Annotated in this window: 16 protein-coding genes; 6 read left to right on the top strand and 10 right to left on the bottom strand. The window is 40.7% G+C overall.

The window, feature by feature from the left end:
* Window positions 1–24: 24 nt before the first annotated feature.
* The 8 genes from FO442_RS07985 to FO442_RS07950 all read right to left on the bottom strand — a co-directional run bounded on the left by FO442_RS07985 (window position 25) and on the right by FO442_RS07950 (window position 7,688).
* Window positions 25–1,275 (bottom strand): O-antigen ligase family protein, encoded by a 1,251-nt coding sequence (locus tag FO442_RS07985; protein ID WP_144332634.1) that lies wholly within the window; start codon window positions 1,273–1,275, stop codon window positions 25–27.
* 65 nt (window positions 1,276–1,340) lie between these two features.
* Window positions 1,341–1,871, bottom strand: a complete 531-nt coding sequence (locus FO442_RS07980; RefSeq protein WP_144332633.1) for a PglD-related sugar-binding protein — start codon at window positions 1,869–1,871, stop codon at window positions 1,341–1,343.
* On the bottom strand, window positions 1,868–2,941 hold the full coding sequence (locus FO442_RS07975; RefSeq protein ID WP_144332632.1) for a glycosyltransferase family 4 protein: 1,074 nt from the start codon (window positions 2,939–2,941) through the stop codon (window positions 1,868–1,870). Before FO442_RS07975 ends, FO442_RS07980 begins: the two co-directional genes overlap by 4 nt.
* Window positions 2,938–3,867, bottom strand: a complete 930-nt coding sequence (locus FO442_RS07970; protein ID WP_144332631.1) for an NAD-dependent epimerase/dehydratase family protein — start codon at window positions 3,865–3,867, stop codon at window positions 2,938–2,940. Before FO442_RS07970 ends, FO442_RS07975 begins: the two co-directional genes overlap by 4 nt.
* Complete coding sequence (locus FO442_RS07965) at window positions 3,867–4,784, bottom strand: glycosyltransferase family 2 protein (protein WP_144332630.1); 918 nt, start codon at window positions 4,782–4,784, stop codon at window positions 3,867–3,869. Before FO442_RS07965 ends, FO442_RS07970 begins: the two co-directional genes overlap by 1 nt.
* Window positions 4,750–6,084, bottom strand: a complete 1,335-nt coding sequence (locus FO442_RS07960; protein ID WP_144332629.1) for an O-antigen ligase family protein — start codon at window positions 6,082–6,084, stop codon at window positions 4,750–4,752. Before FO442_RS07960 ends, FO442_RS07965 begins: the two co-directional genes overlap by 35 nt.
* Entirely contained in the window at window positions 6,053–7,222 is a 1,170-nt protein-coding gene (locus tag FO442_RS07955; protein WP_186279983.1) for an oligosaccharide flippase family protein, read from the bottom strand. The genes FO442_RS07960 and FO442_RS07955 overlap by 32 nt, the downstream gene beginning before the upstream one ends.
* 157 nt (window positions 7,223–7,379) lie before the next feature.
* Window positions 7,380–7,688 (bottom strand): DUF3467 domain-containing protein, encoded by a 309-nt coding sequence (locus tag FO442_RS07950; RefSeq protein WP_144332627.1) that lies wholly within the window; start codon window positions 7,686–7,688, stop codon window positions 7,380–7,382.
* Between the two features lie 574 nt (window positions 7,689–8,262).
* Here FO442_RS07950 and FO442_RS07945 point away from each other — a divergent pair.
* From FO442_RS07945 to FO442_RS07920, 6 genes are all read left to right on the top strand, one after another.
* The gene (locus FO442_RS07945) at window positions 8,263–8,706 is read left to right on the top strand and encodes a GNAT family N-acetyltransferase (protein WP_144332626.1); all 444 of its coding nucleotides are present in this window, start codon (window positions 8,263–8,265) and stop codon (window positions 8,704–8,706) included.
* Window positions 8,707–9,816 carry an alanine racemase gene (locus FO442_RS07940; RefSeq protein WP_144332625.1) on the top strand — a complete coding sequence of 370 codons (1,110 nt, stop codon included), beginning with the start codon at window positions 8,707–8,709 and terminating at the stop codon, window positions 9,814–9,816.
* 4 nt (window positions 9,817–9,820) lie between these two features.
* Entirely contained in the window at window positions 9,821–10,900 is a 1,080-nt protein-coding gene (locus tag FO442_RS07935; protein ID WP_144332624.1) for a mechanosensitive ion channel family protein, read from the top strand.
* Window positions 10,901–10,904: 4 nt separating this feature from the next.
* A complete protein-coding gene (locus FO442_RS07930) occupies window positions 10,905–12,338 on the top strand; it encodes a sodium:solute symporter family protein (RefSeq protein WP_144332623.1) in 1,434 nt (477 codons plus the stop codon).
* A gap of 122 nt (window positions 12,339–12,460) precedes the next feature.
* A complete protein-coding gene (locus tag FO442_RS07925; protein ID WP_144332835.1) occupies window positions 12,461–13,300 on the top strand; it encodes a DMT family transporter in 840 nt (279 codons plus the stop codon).
* Between the two features lie 77 nt (window positions 13,301–13,377).
* Window positions 13,378–14,313, top strand: a complete 936-nt coding sequence (locus FO442_RS07920; protein WP_144332622.1) for a hypothetical protein — start codon at window positions 13,378–13,380, stop codon at window positions 14,311–14,313.
* Between the two features lie 112 nt (window positions 14,314–14,425).
* On the opposite strand, the gene FO442_RS07915 is transcribed toward FO442_RS07920, so the two are convergent.
* Window positions 14,426–14,935 carry a hypothetical protein gene (locus tag FO442_RS07915; RefSeq protein WP_144332621.1) on the bottom strand — a complete coding sequence of 170 codons (510 nt, stop codon included), beginning with the start codon at window positions 14,933–14,935 and terminating at the stop codon, window positions 14,426–14,428.
* Window positions 14,936–15,012: 77 nt separating this feature from the next.
* Window positions 15,013–15,897: a T9SS type A sorting domain-containing protein gene (locus FO442_RS07910; protein ID WP_144332620.1), complete on the bottom strand. Its 885-nt coding sequence runs from the start codon at window positions 15,895–15,897 to the stop codon at window positions 15,013–15,015.
* Window positions 15,898–15,954 lie beyond the last annotated feature (57 nt).

Below are 15,954 nucleotides of genomic sequence, written 5' to 3'. Positions count from 1 at the left end.
AACCGGAAAATTCCCGACCATGCCTTATGATTTCGGGTCGAAATTCGAGCTCTTGTTTTGAAGGTAAACGGTAAACAAACAGAAAAGCAATACGTAAAAAACTATTCCGCTTTGTCTCTGGAACATAGATTCGAACAAACAATTGAAAGCGAGGTTCAATGTCAGCCAAAACAACAAACCAAAGCGGTATCTTTTGGCCATTCCGAAATAAAAAACGAAAATCGAAAGAAAGATCAGCAATCCAAAAATACCGATTTCAACTGCTACCTGGAGAAACTGGTTGTGCGGATTGTATTTCAATGCGGCATAATCATCCAGGCCATGCGCTGTCAATCTTTTCCCCAGTTTATCATCAAAATTTGCCGTTCCGGATCCCATGGGATGCTCCAAAAACTCTTGGGTTGAAACCGTCCACATCAATAATCGCGTTTGGTTTCCGGAAGGATGACTCCTCACTTTCTCAAACACCAGGTCGGGATTTTGAATATACGCCTGGAAATCCTTCAGGGTACTATCGACCTCTATTTGCACGTGAATGTTTCCGTAATAAGCTCCCATCGGGATCAACGGAAGCAACAGCAACCCCAAAAAGAACCACCTGCGCGAAAATTTTTTATAGAAAAACGCGATTAAACTCACCACAATGATCAGAAAGAAGAAAAGCAGCGATGCAAAAGAAAAACAGAACAGTAAATTGGCGCAGGTCAGCAGGAAATATCCTCCTAATGTCCAATAATTAAATCCCTTCCAGTGATTCCGAAATCCTTCCCGCACCATTAATAAAGTGATTGTGACAATGGCTGCAAAATAGGTCGGATGATGAATGTAAGAATAACTGGTACTGCCAAAGCTATTGTTAAAATCGTGAGTGAATTGATAAACCTGTATCGCGTGAATCACTGACAAGACAGTTGTAACACACGTTCCAACTATTAATCCCCATGTAATGGGTCTTAAATCAATCCGCTTCTCGAAACGAAAGGAAAACAGTAAGGGAAAAAGTACCAGCACCAGCTTCTTCTCCAAATATCCCAGTGCATCTCCCAGGTGATCCGTAAAAAGAATTCCAACGGCATAGGCTGCGTAAAGCAAAACGAAGGAGAAAAGAACCGGAGAAAACACCCATTTCATTTTCTTTCGGATTACCTGGATTGCCGTAAACAAAACCAGAATCATTACAAAAAGACTGATCGATTTCGGAGCAAAACAAAAACTGGCCAAGGCAAGAGCCAATAAATACTCATACGATTTCTCTGCAGTCATTTGTAAATTCATGCGCGTTGCTTCAAATTCGACTTGAAGTTATCCAAAAAATGCAGAATGGGACCAATTTAATTGGTTTAAATCTGTGAGAAAGAAGGAACAGCCTGGCCAATCCCGGTAATCGTCAATTCACCGACTTCGGAGTTACTGCCTATCAGTGTACCGATAGAAAGGTGAACAAACTCACCGATCCGTGAATCATGATCAATTACCACATTTGCATTGACAATGCAATGGTTTCCGATTTTTACCTGAGAACTGATGATAGTTCCCGCCAACACGACAGTTCCGGAACCGATAGACGCACTTTCGGAAATTACAGCATTCGGATGGATAATGGTTTCAAATACAATGGTTCCGGACCATCGGTCCGCAATGTGTTTCCTCACTTCATTGTTCCCGATACCAATCACAAACGCATCACATTGTGCAGCAATTTCATTGAGCTCACCGATGGCACCCAAAACAGGCGCATTCTTATGAATCGGAAAACCCCGTTCGATTTTGTCATCGATGAACCCAACAACCTGAAAAGAACCTATCAAATCAATAGTTTCTGCGATGACTTTCGCATGTCCGCCAGCTCCAATGATTCCTATCTTTTTCATGACTTGACTAATTGATGATACAAGGCCTCCATTCGTTTCATGTTATTCTGCCAAATTCCATTTTCTTCCAGTAATTGTTTATTGATCGGTTCAGCCTGTTTGGTTAATTCATCATACCTGTTCCTGGTTTCGATGAGTTTTTCCGCAAGTAGCCGGACATCGTCTACGGGAATTAAAAACCCGTTTTTATTGTCTTCTATCCATTGTCTGTTCGCCGGAATATCTGTTGCTATATTGAACGTCCCGCATGCCATTCCTTCATTGAGCGAAATATTGTTCCCATCGGATAATGAAAGACTCACAAAAACATGACTTTGGTTTAAGAGTCGCGCCATCTCCGGCTGTGTTTTCTTTCCTGCAAACGTTACATGCTGATCGATCCCCAAATCCTTACTCATCCGGATCAATTCTTCCTTCAGACTTCCTGCTCCCAGGAGAGTTACATGAATATTCGGAATTTCGGGTAAGACCAGTTTGATCGCCTTCAGCAAATGTGGAATATTATAAATCGGTTCAAAATTGCGGGTACTGATAACCTCAAACCGCTCTTCGGACAATTTGCGGTTTCCGGAATTGAAGACCAATTGATCGACTCCCATTGGAATTGCAAGCACATTTTCGGGTTTTGCTCCCAGTTCAATTGCCGCAGTCCGCATATGCTCTGCAACAACGGTTATTTTATCCGTTCGTTTAAATGCATACCTGAGCAATATCCGGTAAATTCGGGATTGTTTCGGACTGATGAGAATGTCTGTGCCAAGTGCTGTGATAATATACGGATGAAATGAACAAAGCGCACCTGTAATCCCATAACTTGTAGCGTAGAGTGAGTGAAAAATATCCGGTTTGATCTCTTTGAGAAGCTTTTTTACCGCCCGGTATTTGAAAAGTGTTTTCCAATTTCCCCCGGAGGTTTTGATTCCTTCCATGTTTAACGGGTAAACAGATATCCCCTCTATCAAAGCAGATTTCAAACTTATCAGGTGTACGTCATACCCCATCGATTTGAAATAATTACACCATCTGATGGTATGAATACTCTCACTATCTGCAAAAAAACAAACCTTCATTTTAACATGCCCTTTTTACGAAAGTAGTCAATTGTTAAGTCTAATCCCTCATCTATCCCGAATTGATAGTCACCCATGAGTTTTTTCAATTTGGAATCATCGTATATAACCCGGTTTGAAATGGCTCGCAATTTATGGATACCAATCAGCTCTACACATCTTATCAGGAAATAAGGGATTGCCCATTTTTTGCCCTTTACCTTCAATTTTTGTTCTATTTTTTCATAGAATTCAATCAACCTGATCGAATTTCCTACCTGAAAAACTCCCGGATGCCCCTCATTTTCCAGGAACCACCGGATGGATTGACATAAATCTCCCACGTACAAGTAATTAACCTGTGCCTGTTTGGTATAAACCATTGTTTTCCCGGACTGGATGTGATTCAATAAATTATTCAGGGCATTGAAAGGGTGCATTTCTCCGAACACATTGGTAGGACGAAGAACGACCAGTTCAACCTGCATTTTGTGTACTTCCAAAAGCAATTCTTCAGACCTTAGTTTGGTTTGTTCATACCTGTTTTGCGGCGTCGGAAGTTCATTTTCATTTACCCGCAACGGTTCCGAACTGTACCCCTTTCCAACAACTCCCACACTGCTTAAATGGATGACTCTTTTGATTCCGGACGAACGGATGGCTTCGATTAGATGCTGTGTCCCGTTGATATTGGTTTGTTCCAACAATTCCTGATTCCTTACTTCAGCCGCGAGATTAATCAGGATGTCCTGGTCACGGAACGCCTTTTTTAACGATTCCGGATCATTCAGATCTCCGCAAACGACAGAAAACCCTTCTGGGTTCGCAGATAATTTATCCGGATTTCTTGTAAGTAACGTGTACTGGTACTTTGTCGGGTCCAGGAATGTCAATAAATGCTTTCCAACAAATCCGGTAGCTCCCGTAATAATAACGTTCTTTTTCATCAGGCAATTCCTTTTGGCGGATTAAACACTTTCGGAAGAGTGTATAAGTACGCTTTTAATTTTCTAAAATAAGTGACTTTGATGGGAGAAAGCAACCCAAACAAAATAATCTTAAATACGACATGAAACAAACTGATCCACTTCACCATTATGGCCTGAAACCGGCTTCCATGCTTTGAGAAAAATTTGATCTTATTAAAAATCTGGTTTGATAAGGAAATGGTATAATTTTTCTTGGCACTTTGTCCAACGTGGTGCAGGATCTGGGTACCGGGGAAATACATACTTTTCAATCCTGAATGATTGATTCTCCAGCAAAATTCCACATCTTCTATCCAAAACATCGTTTCGTCCAGCACCCCCACTTTTTCGAAGAGCGCCCTTCTGAAAAAAAGAGCAGCCCCCGAAAAGGATTCTCCTTCAAATGGTTCGTTGAAGTCCTTATCCGCATAGTTTTTCTTTTTGAGGAAAAATGTCAGGTAAAATGCTTCGCAAAAAACAGATTTGACGGTTGGATATCTCCAGGCACTTAACTGAAAACTCCCATCCGAATTAAGCAGTTTAGGAGCAATCAAAGAAATGTCCGGATGCTTATCGAGGTAATCTGTCATCCGGTCAATGGAGTTCTCTTTAAACTCCGTATCCGGGTTTAGCATAAAAATATATTCACCGGTAGCGAGCTCAAATCCCTGGTTGTTTCCTTTGGGAAATCCCGCGTTAAAGTCATTCTCCAGCAAGATGACCTGGGGAAATTCTCTTTTTATGGCATCACAGGAATCATCTGCAGAATGGTTATCCACAACGATTACTTCCAGATTTTCGGAAGAATTAAACTGGTACAGCGTTCTGAGACTTGTCAGAATCAAGTCTCTTACATTATAATTAACTATGACTACCGAAACTTTCTTTCCTAGCATTCCCGTTTTGTTTCAATTTGAAGACAAATATTCCCAGTAAAAACCAATACAAGTATGCAAAAAGATAGAAATCCAATACATTACTAACAATGTTCACCAAACCGGTCACCACAAAAATCGTAAAAATAACCGTTACAAAATCGAACCTGTTCTTGCTGATATACTTTATCATCGCGACAAAGAAAATCAGAGCCATTGCTAAATACAGTACCAGCGCAGGAATCCCCGTTTCGATCATTAATTTAAAATACCAACCATCGGTAGAGGCAAAAGAAACTCCCGGCGTATTCGGTGGAAACAATTGCACTGCCGTATGCCCTGCCTTACCCAATCCCAATCCCATCGGATCGTGTTTAATCGAATGAATAACATCCGTCCACAAACTTACCCGTGTATTCGAAGTTTCAAGGGTTGCCGTCTGTTTGGATGAAACAAACACCCATTTCATAAGTGGTATAAATTGTTTTTCAAACAATGTAAGAATAGCGATTTCGAAGAGTATAATCCCGGAAATAATCCATTTCAACTGATTTCTTTTTCCCAAAAATAATAGAAGTACAAACGCTACAGCAGAAGTAATCATCGGACCTCGTGAAACACTTAAAAAAACCGCATTGACCATAATCAATGAAAAAACAAGCGCGAAGTTGTTCCCCGTTTTCAGGTAACGGTACGTCCAATAAATAAATCCTGCCAGCATCAACATGGCAAAAACTACCGGGGTCCACAAAATGGATGTCATCCGTATAAATCCCTTAAAGGCCATTACGATCGGTTGGTTCCCGCTTGCGATCCGATGGAAATAAAGATGTATTTCGGGGAAAATAAAATAGATTATCAATCCGATAACTGCTATTAAAACCAGGATCCGGAAGAACCCGCGGAAAATGCGTTCGAGGTCTGCTTCCTTATCCCAATAATACGAACAGACAAAGTATCCGAGCATTGGGAGATAGGTCAATCTGAATCCGTATAAACTCGCTTTCAAATCATGGGCCAGGTAAACACCGATCAGAATATTGAAAAGAAAATAAGCAATGACCAGCTTATCCAATAGGTGCGTTTGCCGATCGGGATCCTGTAAAAAACGAGTCAATGACCAAACCAAAATCAACACGAACAGCAATTCCGGAATTAACCCGAATACCAGATCCAAACCTGCTGCGTGTCCTGAGCCGACAACAAGGAGCCTGGCACTTGGAAAAAAAACCAAAACACTCAGGAATACACTTAACTGATTCGATTTAAGATAATTATAAACACCCATTTTATTGATGATCGCGATTAGATAATTTGGCATCGTAAGCTTTAGAAATTCTTACAGTCCAGTTAATGAGTGCGAATATAAGCAAAACTTGTAAAGCTGAAGTAATCATCAGGATCATTCCCAGCCGAAGTTCCATAAAATGCCCTATTATGAAAACGAGCAGGATCAGCAGGTTACTTGTGATTGAAAAAATCAGCAAAACGTGATGTTTATTGAAAATCAACGGTATTTGTGATAAAGACGCCCGAACGAAATCCATGCAGACCCAAGCCGCCAAATAGCGTGCATATACTCCTGAACCAATCCATGCCTCGCCGTAAACGAACGAAAACAATAAAGGGCCTGCAACTACCAGAATCACAAAAACGGGACTAATGACCAGGCAACTCATTTTTAGTGTTCGCTTGACATGGGGAAACAAAGGTTTATTTTGATGTACCAGGGAATTCGCTTCCTGGTAAAAAACCTGGGAGATCGCTCCTCCGATGAAACCCATTGGCAAAAATAAAATGCGGATTGCCAAAGAAAAAACACCTACGTAATAATCACCGAACAAAAAAGAGATGATGTAAATCAGACCATTGAGCTGCAAAGCATCCAACAAGGCCTGAAAGGTATTAATTAGCGGAAAACGAACATATTTCTTTCCAACAAACCACATTCTGCTCCAGGATAACCCGTTGATAATCAATCGAAAATCAGACCTGATCTGGTAAATAGCAACAAGCAGGGAAATTAACCCGGAACCCAGATACGCCAACAGTACCCCGTTGAAAGGAACTTTTGCAAGGCTGGTGGAAATTGAAAAAACATTGTTGAAAAGCGATTGAGAAACACGGAAATTCGCTATTTCCCGGTATTTCTTTCTCCTGTTATTCCAGGCCACCACTGATTGACTAAAACCGACTATCAGCACGAAGACCGGTAATAAATAATACCAAACTCCGAGCCGTTCTCCAAAACCGGCAAGTGCGATTAAAAATAAAACCAGGTAAAACAAGAACGCAAATCCCAGGTTTACAACCAGGGAAAGCCCCAATAAATTAATGGCCTCCACGTTCCTTTTGGGAACAAGTAAAGCAACTTCGTATCTTCCGCAGGCAACCAGTGCAACTACACCATATATGGAACTCACCAATGCAAAGAATCCCCATTCTTCCTGGGTAAACATTCTTTGAACTATCGGCGAAAATGCAATGGTAAGTAACTGCGCGATAGCAGTACCTGTGATTAATTTCAGAATATTCTTAATGAATTCAGACCGATTTTTAAGATTCAGCTTCGCAACCAATTGATTCTGATTAATGAATAATAATGATGTAAATCAATTAGGCCTGATTCATGGTCCCTCCAAAATTCATGGGCGGAAACGGCGGTGTGTCAACATCGTTAATCACCCCATTCAATTGTTCATATTTTTGGATATTCTCAGTCAAGGCACGCATCAAACGCTTTGCATTTTGCGGAGACATAACTACTCTTGACCGCACTTTTGCTTTCGGCATTCCCGGCATCATTTGGATAAAATCCACTACAAATTCGGACTGTGAATGGGTAATTATAGCCAGATTCGAATAAACCCCTTCCGCCAACTCTTCGTTTAGCTCAATATTAATCTGATTGTCATTTTTTTCCATACAACGAAAATACGAAATCCATTCCAAAAGAGCCGCTAATCCTGTTAAGACAAATCCATCTTTTTGGATAATTGTTGTTGGTCAAAGCATTTTTTCATAGTTATCCAATACGTGTGTTTTTTCAATGGTAATCAATGAGACTGATGACAAGACCGAATAATTTTATGATATTTTAACATTTAAATCCTTTTTCTGACAGAGCCAAATCCTGTGAATCCCTTCATCTGCAACGAAAAGCGAATCATTTAACCTGGTATTCCCAAACACCCGATTTTCTGTAAAAAGGAGCTTGTAAACCATTCAACCCGCGTGCTGGCGAGGCGTCTTTTTTTTTAACCCATCAAATTTAACTAACTTGATAAAGGAAATTTTTCGAATTGACAATTCAGATCTGTTAATCCCGCCGGGATTTTGTCTAAAAGATTTGTGTCAATTCCTCACACTAAGTGTTGCCGCCGGCAGTGCTGTCATTCGGGACTTAAACCTCCCGGAATAATTAATTGAAATAAGGGCACAGCCCGCAAAATCAGGCGCACTCATGAACTTCGCTTCAGAGAGCGCCAAACTATTTTTTATGATACAACATATTTACACCCCCGAAAACCCGCTCACAGAGTCTGAAAAGAAAGAACTAGTTGCTTTTCTTCATGAACACCTGGAACAATATGGTGACTCAGAACAGGATATTCTTAAAGCAATCAATTACGCGCTCTCACCCGAAAAAAATAAAGGTGGTCTAATCATTACTGCGCATTATGACAGATTGCTTACCGGTGTCGTCGTAGTCAATATAACCGGCATGGAAGGATATATTCCTGAAAATATCCTGGTTTACATTGCCACTCATAAGGATTACCGGGGAACAGGAATAGGAAAAAAACTTATGAAGAGCACCATCGAAAACACAAACGGAAGCATTGCCCTTCATGTTGAAGCGGATAATCCGGCTTTGCGTTTATATGAAAAAGTGGGATTTGTAAATAAATACCTTGAAATGAGATTAACCAAATATTCATAAATGGCATATATTACACTCAACACACATAAGCTCAAAGCAAATTTTCAGTATTTGGACAACCTATTCAAATCGCATCGGATAGAATGGTCCGTTGTTGTCAAAGTGTTTTGTGGAAATCGCAAATTCCTGGAAGCAATCTTCCGGGAACTGAACCTGAAACAGGTTTGCGACAGCAGAATTACCAACCTGAAAATCATCAAATCCATTGCCCTTGAAATTGAGACCGTTTTTATCAAACCTCCGCCAAAAAGGATGGTTTCCCGGATTATCGAATTCGCTGATATCAGTTTTAACACCGAATTGGAAACCATTAAACTGCTTTCAAAGGCAGCCGTTCTGCGCAATAAAACACATAAGGTGGTGATCATGATCGAAATGGGAGAATTGCGCGAAGGAGTAATGAGAGAACAATTCATTGATTTTTACGAAGCGGTATTTGACCTGCCCAATATCGCCATTGTCGGAATCGGGACCAACCTGACCTGTATGTCCGGTGTCCTTCCGAACCAGGACAAACTGATCCAGCTCTGTCTTTATAAACAATTGATCGAAGCTCGATTCAATAAGGTAATTCCCTACATATCCGGAGGAGCCTCTGTAACAATACCACTCATTGAGCAGGGACTTCTTCCTTTGGGGGTCAATCATTTCAGGGTCGGTGAAACCTTGTTTCTCGGAACAGATGTCTATAACAACAATCCGCATCCGGAATTGCATCAGGATATTTTCAAGCTTTATGCCGAGATCATTGAACTGAGCGAAAAACCGTTAGTTCCAAACGGGGAACTAGGGAAGAATTTACAAATGCAGGAACTTTCCATTGACGAGACCTTACTGGGAACATCTTCGTTCCGGGCTATTGTTGACATTGGCTTATTGGATATTGATGAAACAACTATTCAACCGGTCTCTAAAGACATGACGATCGTCGGTGTAAGTTCAGATATGTTCGTGCTGGATTTAGGTACAAACCCCAGAGGCCTGGAAGTGGGAAATCTCATTGAGTTCAGCATGAATTACATGGGTATTTTACGGATCATGAACTCCGATTATGTAGATAAACGATTTGAACTCAGTGATTCAAAAAACAGCGTATTAGCATCGAAATAAAATTATGAAAAAACTACTCGCTTACCATTTTCTGGGTAATAGCCTATATGCATGGATTGTTGCTCTTGGGATTGCGTTGGGAACAATGATTGTCATTAAACTCTTCAGCTTATTGGTTATTCGTAAAATTAAAGCTCATTCGATAAAAACGGTCAATACATGGGACGATCATTTGATTGACGGTATCGAACGGTTCGTCATCCCGGTGCTTTATATCAGCGCGGTCTATTTTTCGATCTACTATCTTCAATTTACGGTCAAAATCCGGTTCGTTTTACATACTGCTTACCTGGTTGTTTTTACATACTTCAGCTTGCGTGTCATTAGCAGCATTTTTAAGAAAATAGTCAGTTCTTTCGTAAAGAAAAACAACGGAGGAATCGATAAAATGGAACAGGCAAATGGGTTGATCATTGTTGTAAACGTTCTCATTTGGTTCATCGGTATTTTGTTTTTATTCGACAATCTCGGCTACGATATAACAACTTTACTTGCCGGTTTGGGAATTGGTGGTATTGCTATTGCCCTGGCGGCACAGGCAATCCTGGGAGATCTTTTCAGCTACTTTGTCATATTCTTTGACCGCCCGTTTGAGATCGGAGATTTTATTATTGTTGATGATAAATCGGGAACCATTGAACAGATCGGAATCAAAACCACCCGGATAAGAACCCTGGGAGGAGAACAACTGGTCTGTTCCAACACGGATTTAACAAATTCAAGGGTACACAATTACAAACGGTTGGAAAAACGACGAATTGTTTTTCAGCTCGGAGTTACCTATCAAACTTCTCATGACCAATTAAAACAGATTCCCGGGATGGTAAAATCGATTATTGAGTCCGAACAGGATGTGGAGTATGAACGCGGTAACTTTTCAGGCTTTGGTGATTCAAGCCTCAATTTTGAGTTTGTCTATCATGTATTATCCACTGATTTTGATTTTTATATGGACAAACAAGAGAAAATATACCTCGGTATCTATGGACTTTTTGAACAGTTAGGTATTGAATTTGCTTATCCGACACAAACATTATTCGTGCATTCGGAGAAACCTCTTTCACCCGAAACATTAAACGCTTAAACCTATGGCTTGGATCGACATCGTAATTTTTATCATCTATTTTCTTTTAATGCTTGCTGTGGGTCTTTATTTCTCCGGAAAACACAGCAATGAACGCGATTATTTTGCCGGTGGAGGAAACATGAGCAGTTCACATGTCGGGCTCTCGGTTGTTGCAACGGATGTGGGAGGAGGATTTTCAATCGGTTTGGGAGGTATTGGTTTCACAATGGGACTTTCAGGTTCCTGGATGCTTTTCACAGGACTCATCGGTGCATGGGTAAGCGCGGTCGTCCTTATTCCCAAAGTATTTCACTGGCAGCGTGCACATGGAAGGCATTTCCTTACATTACCACAGGTATTTGGTTTTTTATACAGCAAAAAAGTAGCGTTTGTCGCAGCTATTATCTGCATCATCGGTTACAGTGGCTTTACCAGTTCACAGTTGTTGGCAGGATCAAAATTATCGGCAGCGGTTCTTCCTTCTGTCGACAGCGAAATCATGCTTTGGGTCATGGGTTTTGTGGTGGTGTTCTATACCATGCTCGGAGGAATGAAAGCGGTGATCTACACAGACACTTTTCAATGGGTTATTTTACTGTTCGGATTAATGGGAGTGGCGATTCCGATTGCCTGGTCTACTTTGGGAGGATATGAGGGAATCAGACCCTACTTAAGCAAAGACATGTTATCTCTCACCAATATCACCTGGAGCCAAATTGTTAACTGGAGTGTTACGATTATTCCGATCTGGTTTGTAGGGATGACATTATACCAGCGTATTTTCGCTTGTAAAAATGAAAAAGCCGCTAAAAAAGCCTGGTATATTGCCGGAATACTTGAGTGGCCGTTTATGGCATTCACCGGAGTTGTATTGGGAATGCTTGCGAATGTTGCCGTTCAAAAAGGAATCATTCCCGTAGCTGAAGGGACATCAATAGACAGCGAAATGGGACTTCCCATGCTGATTCACCGGATCCTTCCTGTTGGGTTTGCGGGAATTGTAATCGCAGCGTATTTTTCAGCCGTCCTTTCAACTGCAGACAGCTGCTTAATGGCAGCGTCCGGAAGTGTGGTAGGTGACCTGATTCCCAAAAGCTGGAAATTCAACAATTCTTCTGTGGTAAGGATTTCGCAAATAACCACACTTTTAATCGGGGTGATTGCAATTCTTTTAGCATCCGTCATGCAAAACGTTATTTCACTCATGTTGTACGCTTATGCTTTTATGGTTTCCGGTTTGTGTGTCCCGATAATCGCTGCATTGATCTTAAGAAGGCGTTTTCCTCAACCGGCTTTATTTTCAATGATCACCGGCGGCGGCGTCACCCTCATCCTGATCCTGATTGATAGGCCTCTTCCCTGGCAGCTGGATGCAAATATTTTCGGGCTAACCGCAGCGATCTTGGTATATTCCATCACACACCGGGTTATGATTCGAAAGAGGCGTCTGATCTAAAATCTAAAACGGCCTTTTTTAGTTTTTCACATGTGCACGTGCAATTGATCCATTGTGTACATTTGCCTTCTAAAAAAGGAAAATTGCCAAGATTTGACAACACTGTCAGCCTCACCGCTGCAATGATTATAAGTATGATTATTTGGGGCATCAGCTGGCCATCCAACAAAGTACTGACTTCTTTTGCATCACCGGCAGTACTTGGAGTATTCCGTTATAGTCTCGTCCTAATCAGTCTCTTGATTCTGCTCATATTGCTTAGAACAAAATTGGTCATTTCCAAAAAAGGAATTCCTTTTTTATTGGTCTCAGGAACGCTGATGGCAACTTATAATTACACTTTCCTTGCAGGATTAAAGAACGGAAGTCCGGGAGCGGGAGGAATTTTGGTTACGACCCTGAACCCGGTAATGGCTTATGGTCTGGGAATGTTAATCGACTGGAAAAAACCCACTAAAAATGAGATCATCGGTTTACTGTTTGGTGTAATTGCCGGATTGAGCCTTTTAAAGGTATGGGGAAACAAGGATATTTTTGCCGAACCGGGAAATCTTTTTTTCCTGTTAAGTGCACTTACATGGGCCGTTATGAGCAAATTTACATCAAAATCTGCGAAATACGGTTCACCCTTCGCCTTTACCTGGTGGATGTATTTTGTAACGCTGACCTGCCTCATTCCCTTCTCCGACTTTACAGAAATCGGTAAGTTGGTTCAAACAACGGATATGCATTTCTGGGGAAATGTACTGTTCTCAAGTGTTATTACCGTGACTTTGGCAACGACGACCTACTTTTTCGCCACCTCCAAAATCGGGGCGGAAAAAGCCAGCAGTTTCATCTTTATTGTTCCCTTCAGTGCGGCTGTTTTCTCTTTTCTGATACTTGGTGAAAAATTGGAAATCCACACAATTGTTGGGGGGTTACTGGGAATAGCAGCGGTTTATATGATTAACAAAAAGTAGTATCGTTGTACCGAAACCGTTATCACTTCGAACAAGTCTTTTATTTTCTCTATTTTTGACCCTCTAAAACATGAAACATGAAAAAACTAACGCTTCTGCTTGTTCTGCTTGCTGCTACTTCAATGGGATGCAAGAAAAAGGGCTGTACGGACCCCAACGCGACGAATTACAATTCCAACGCAAATTCCGATGACAAAAGTTGTACTTATCCGGAAGAAACGGGCCCTTATTTAATTATTAAACTACATTTTGACTCTTTGGCCCCACGCCTGGACAATTTCGGAAATCCGGCAACGATTCCGGCAAATCATGGCACTCAGTCTCCAACATTTTACGGAATGAGTGCACATTATATTGAATTTGCGCAAAACATGTATACCCAGCTCGGAGCCGGTGAAATTTTGTATCACGGAGCTGAAACAACCGCAGGTGGTTCTAACGCGGTTGATTTTAGCAAAGCGATTATTAAAGGAGACAATGAGGTCTTCCTGAAAATTCCATTGAAAAACATTTCTCCGGATACCTACAATTGGGTTCGCATGTCATTGACCTATCAAAACTACGATGTGGATTATTTGTACAATGGTGTGGATTACACAGGCCGATTGGCATCTTTCGTAGGGTTCAACACCTACATTACCAATTACAAAATCTGGAATCAGACAGTTACCTTGAACGCAAACAAACTGCAAGGTTATTGGGGCTTTGAAAATCTTGGAATTGTCTTTCAAGGACAAGCTGCTTCTACAACCGTACCTAATCCATTGTCCGCAACTTCACCGGTTCCTGCCGGGTCTTGTGTAGTAACAGGAAGTTTCGACACACCGTTTACCATTACAGGAAATGAAACCCAGGATATTACTTGTACGATGTCCTTATCTACCAACAAAAGTTTTGAATGGTATGATGTAAATGGGGACCACAAATACGAACCATTGTTACCAAACGGAAATTCAAATGATTATCCGACAGATATGGGATTAAGAGGTTTGAAGCCAATTATTTCTCAGTAATATAAAATCATTGATTTTGAAAGGAGTTCGAATTCGGACTCCTTTTTTTATGCCTGATTTTACCGGAAAAAGGTTCTTATCTTATTCAAAAAACCGGCAGAGCTATCTGTTATTATTTGGCTGCATTTGCCCTTGTTTCGGCAATTTCCCGGGCACTTGCTTTATGTACATCAAAAAAATAGAGAAAACTGGTACTTCTTTTTCTTCGGGCGGAAATAGTTACCGGTCCGTCTGCAGGTTGGGATATTTCAAAAACATACGGGTAAATTGTTGGACTGTTGAAGTTGTTTGTCGCATGAATTCGGATAACCGATACCCCATCAACTATCACCGTTTCCAAACTATCAACCGTCCCGTTAAAAAAGAACGAAGTTCTGGGTGTTCTGGCCCCTACGCTGATTTTCCCATCTTCCACCTGGAAAAAATTCACTCCTCCCACTACAGTTCTCTTATCCGGATTACGCGGATCGGTATACACCCTATCAATCATATAAAAGCAGGTGATATCGTCTTTAGCTATAGACTTTGTGTTTCCCGGGCCCTCGATTTGTGCATAACCACTGGCATAAAATGCGAGGACAAATAACTGGATAAATAACATCTTTTTCAAAAGCTCATTCATAACACATGTGTTTGGAGTTACTTGTGTTTAAAAATAAAAAATCCCGAACTAGTCATCCGGGATTCTTCTTATTAAAATTACATTTTCTGAAATCTTAAAACTTTTTGGTTTTCATTTGCTGAAAGAAAATAAATCCCGTTTTTCAATTCCTTTATTGAAATACCGGAATGGATGTCTGACAAAGGAATCTTTTGAATGATTGTTCCTCTTGTATCGTAAATGGCCAAATCGGATATTCTTGTCACATCTCCCGAAAGATTAATAGTTTCAGATGTCGGGTTCGGAAACAAATCAATTTGGATCAAATCATTTTCACTCATTCCCAAATCACACATGGGTGTCCAGGGTGTTTCCTGTCCCGGAGGGGTTTGCTCACCATCTTCGCGGTAACAAATCTGCTCTTCGGAAAATTCAAATCCATTTACATTCAACAGCCCTCTGTATGAATTCAAACTAAAGGAAATATTCGGTTGCGGTAAAACTTCCAGGCGATAGGTCGTACTATATGTTCCATTCGATTCGAGAACACTATCTGCCTGCGCAATCTGAAAAGTATCGCAATTTGTACAAATTCCCTGCATATCCACATAGCATCTGAAGGTATTCAACAAAGCAGAAGTATCTGTTATTATAGTACCAACAGTTAAAAAAGGACTAATGGTAATTTCTGTCTCTACATTACTCCCATTGATAAAAAATCGTTGTTGATTCGGAACATCTTCACGAATTCCTCCGACATAAGAACCATACTGGAAAATCCTTACATAATTTTGTCCACCAATGGCTGTGTCTCCCGACCACACTGTTTTATGAAATGACTCCACATTTTCACTTCCGTTCCAATGTTGATGACGATAAACATATTGTGTGTAATCTCCATGGATAGGTTGATAACTAATGGTCTGGGCTTTCAGTGTCAGAAAAGAAAACACGCAGCATGAAAAAAGTAACTTCTTTTTCATAAAAAATCGATTTAGTTGTTTCTTTATTAATACACAAAAGTATCAATGGTTGTAAAA

The organism is Fluviicola chungangensis, from assembly GCF_007558725.1.
GTDB classification, from domain to species: Bacteria; Bacteroidota; Bacteroidia; order Flavobacteriales_D; family Crocinitomicaceae; genus Fluviicola; species Fluviicola chungangensis.
The sequence above is the reverse complement of the archived record's forward strand: the minus strand, read 5'-3'. Positions and strand labels throughout refer to the sequence as shown.

Excerpts from the sequence above, each read along its gene's own strand:
- FO442_RS07960 (WP_144332629.1), bottom strand. The coding sequence starts at position 6,084 with ATGCCAAATTATCTAATCGCGATCATCAATAAAATGGGTGTTTATAAT.
- FO442_RS07945 (WP_144332626.1), top strand. The coding sequence starts at position 8,263 with ATGATACAACATATTTACACCCCCGAAAACCCGCTCACAGAGTCTGAA.
- FO442_RS07920 (WP_144332622.1), top strand. The coding sequence starts at position 13,378 with ATGAAAAAACTAACGCTTCTGCTTGTTCTGCTTGCTGCTACTTCAATG.
- FO442_RS07940 (WP_144332625.1), top strand. The coding sequence starts at position 8,707 with ATGGCATATATTACACTCAACACACATAAGCTCAAAGCAAATTTTCAG.
- FO442_RS07910 (WP_144332620.1), bottom strand. The coding sequence starts at position 15,897 with ATGAAAAAGAAGTTACTTTTTTCATGCTGCGTGTTTTCTTTTCTGACA.
- FO442_RS07955 (WP_186279983.1), bottom strand. The coding sequence starts at position 7,222 with ATGTTTACCCAGGAAGAATGGGGATTCTTTGCATTGGTGAGTTCCATA.
- FO442_RS07935 (WP_144332624.1), top strand. The coding sequence starts at position 9,821 with ATGAAAAAACTACTCGCTTACCATTTTCTGGGTAATAGCCTATATGCA.
- FO442_RS07915 (WP_144332621.1), bottom strand. The coding sequence starts at position 14,935 with ATGAATGAGCTTTTGAAAAAGATGTTATTTATCCAGTTATTTGTCCTC.
- FO442_RS07980 (WP_144332633.1), bottom strand. The coding sequence starts at position 1,871 with ATGAAAAAGATAGGAATCATTGGAGCTGGCGGACATGCGAAAGTCATC.
- FO442_RS07950 (WP_144332627.1), bottom strand. The coding sequence starts at position 7,688 with ATGGAAAAAAATGACAATCAGATTAATATTGAGCTAAACGAAGAGTTG.
- FO442_RS07985 (WP_144332634.1), bottom strand. The coding sequence starts at position 1,275 with ATGAATTTACAAATGACTGCAGAGAAATCGTATGAGTATTTATTGGCT.
- FO442_RS07930 (WP_144332623.1), top strand. The coding sequence starts at position 10,905 with ATGGCTTGGATCGACATCGTAATTTTTATCATCTATTTTCTTTTAATG.
- FO442_RS07965 (WP_144332630.1), bottom strand. The coding sequence starts at position 4,784 with ATGCTAGGAAAGAAAGTTTCGGTAGTCATAGTTAATTATAATGTAAGA.
- FO442_RS07925 (WP_144332835.1), top strand. The coding sequence starts at position 12,461 with ATGATTATAAGTATGATTATTTGGGGCATCAGCTGGCCATCCAACAAA.
- FO442_RS07970 (WP_144332631.1), bottom strand. The coding sequence starts at position 3,867 with ATGAAAAAGAACGTTATTATTACGGGAGCTACCGGATTTGTTGGAAAG.
- FO442_RS07975 (WP_144332632.1), bottom strand. The coding sequence starts at position 2,941 with ATGAAGGTTTGTTTTTTTGCAGATAGTGAGAGTATTCATACCATCAGA.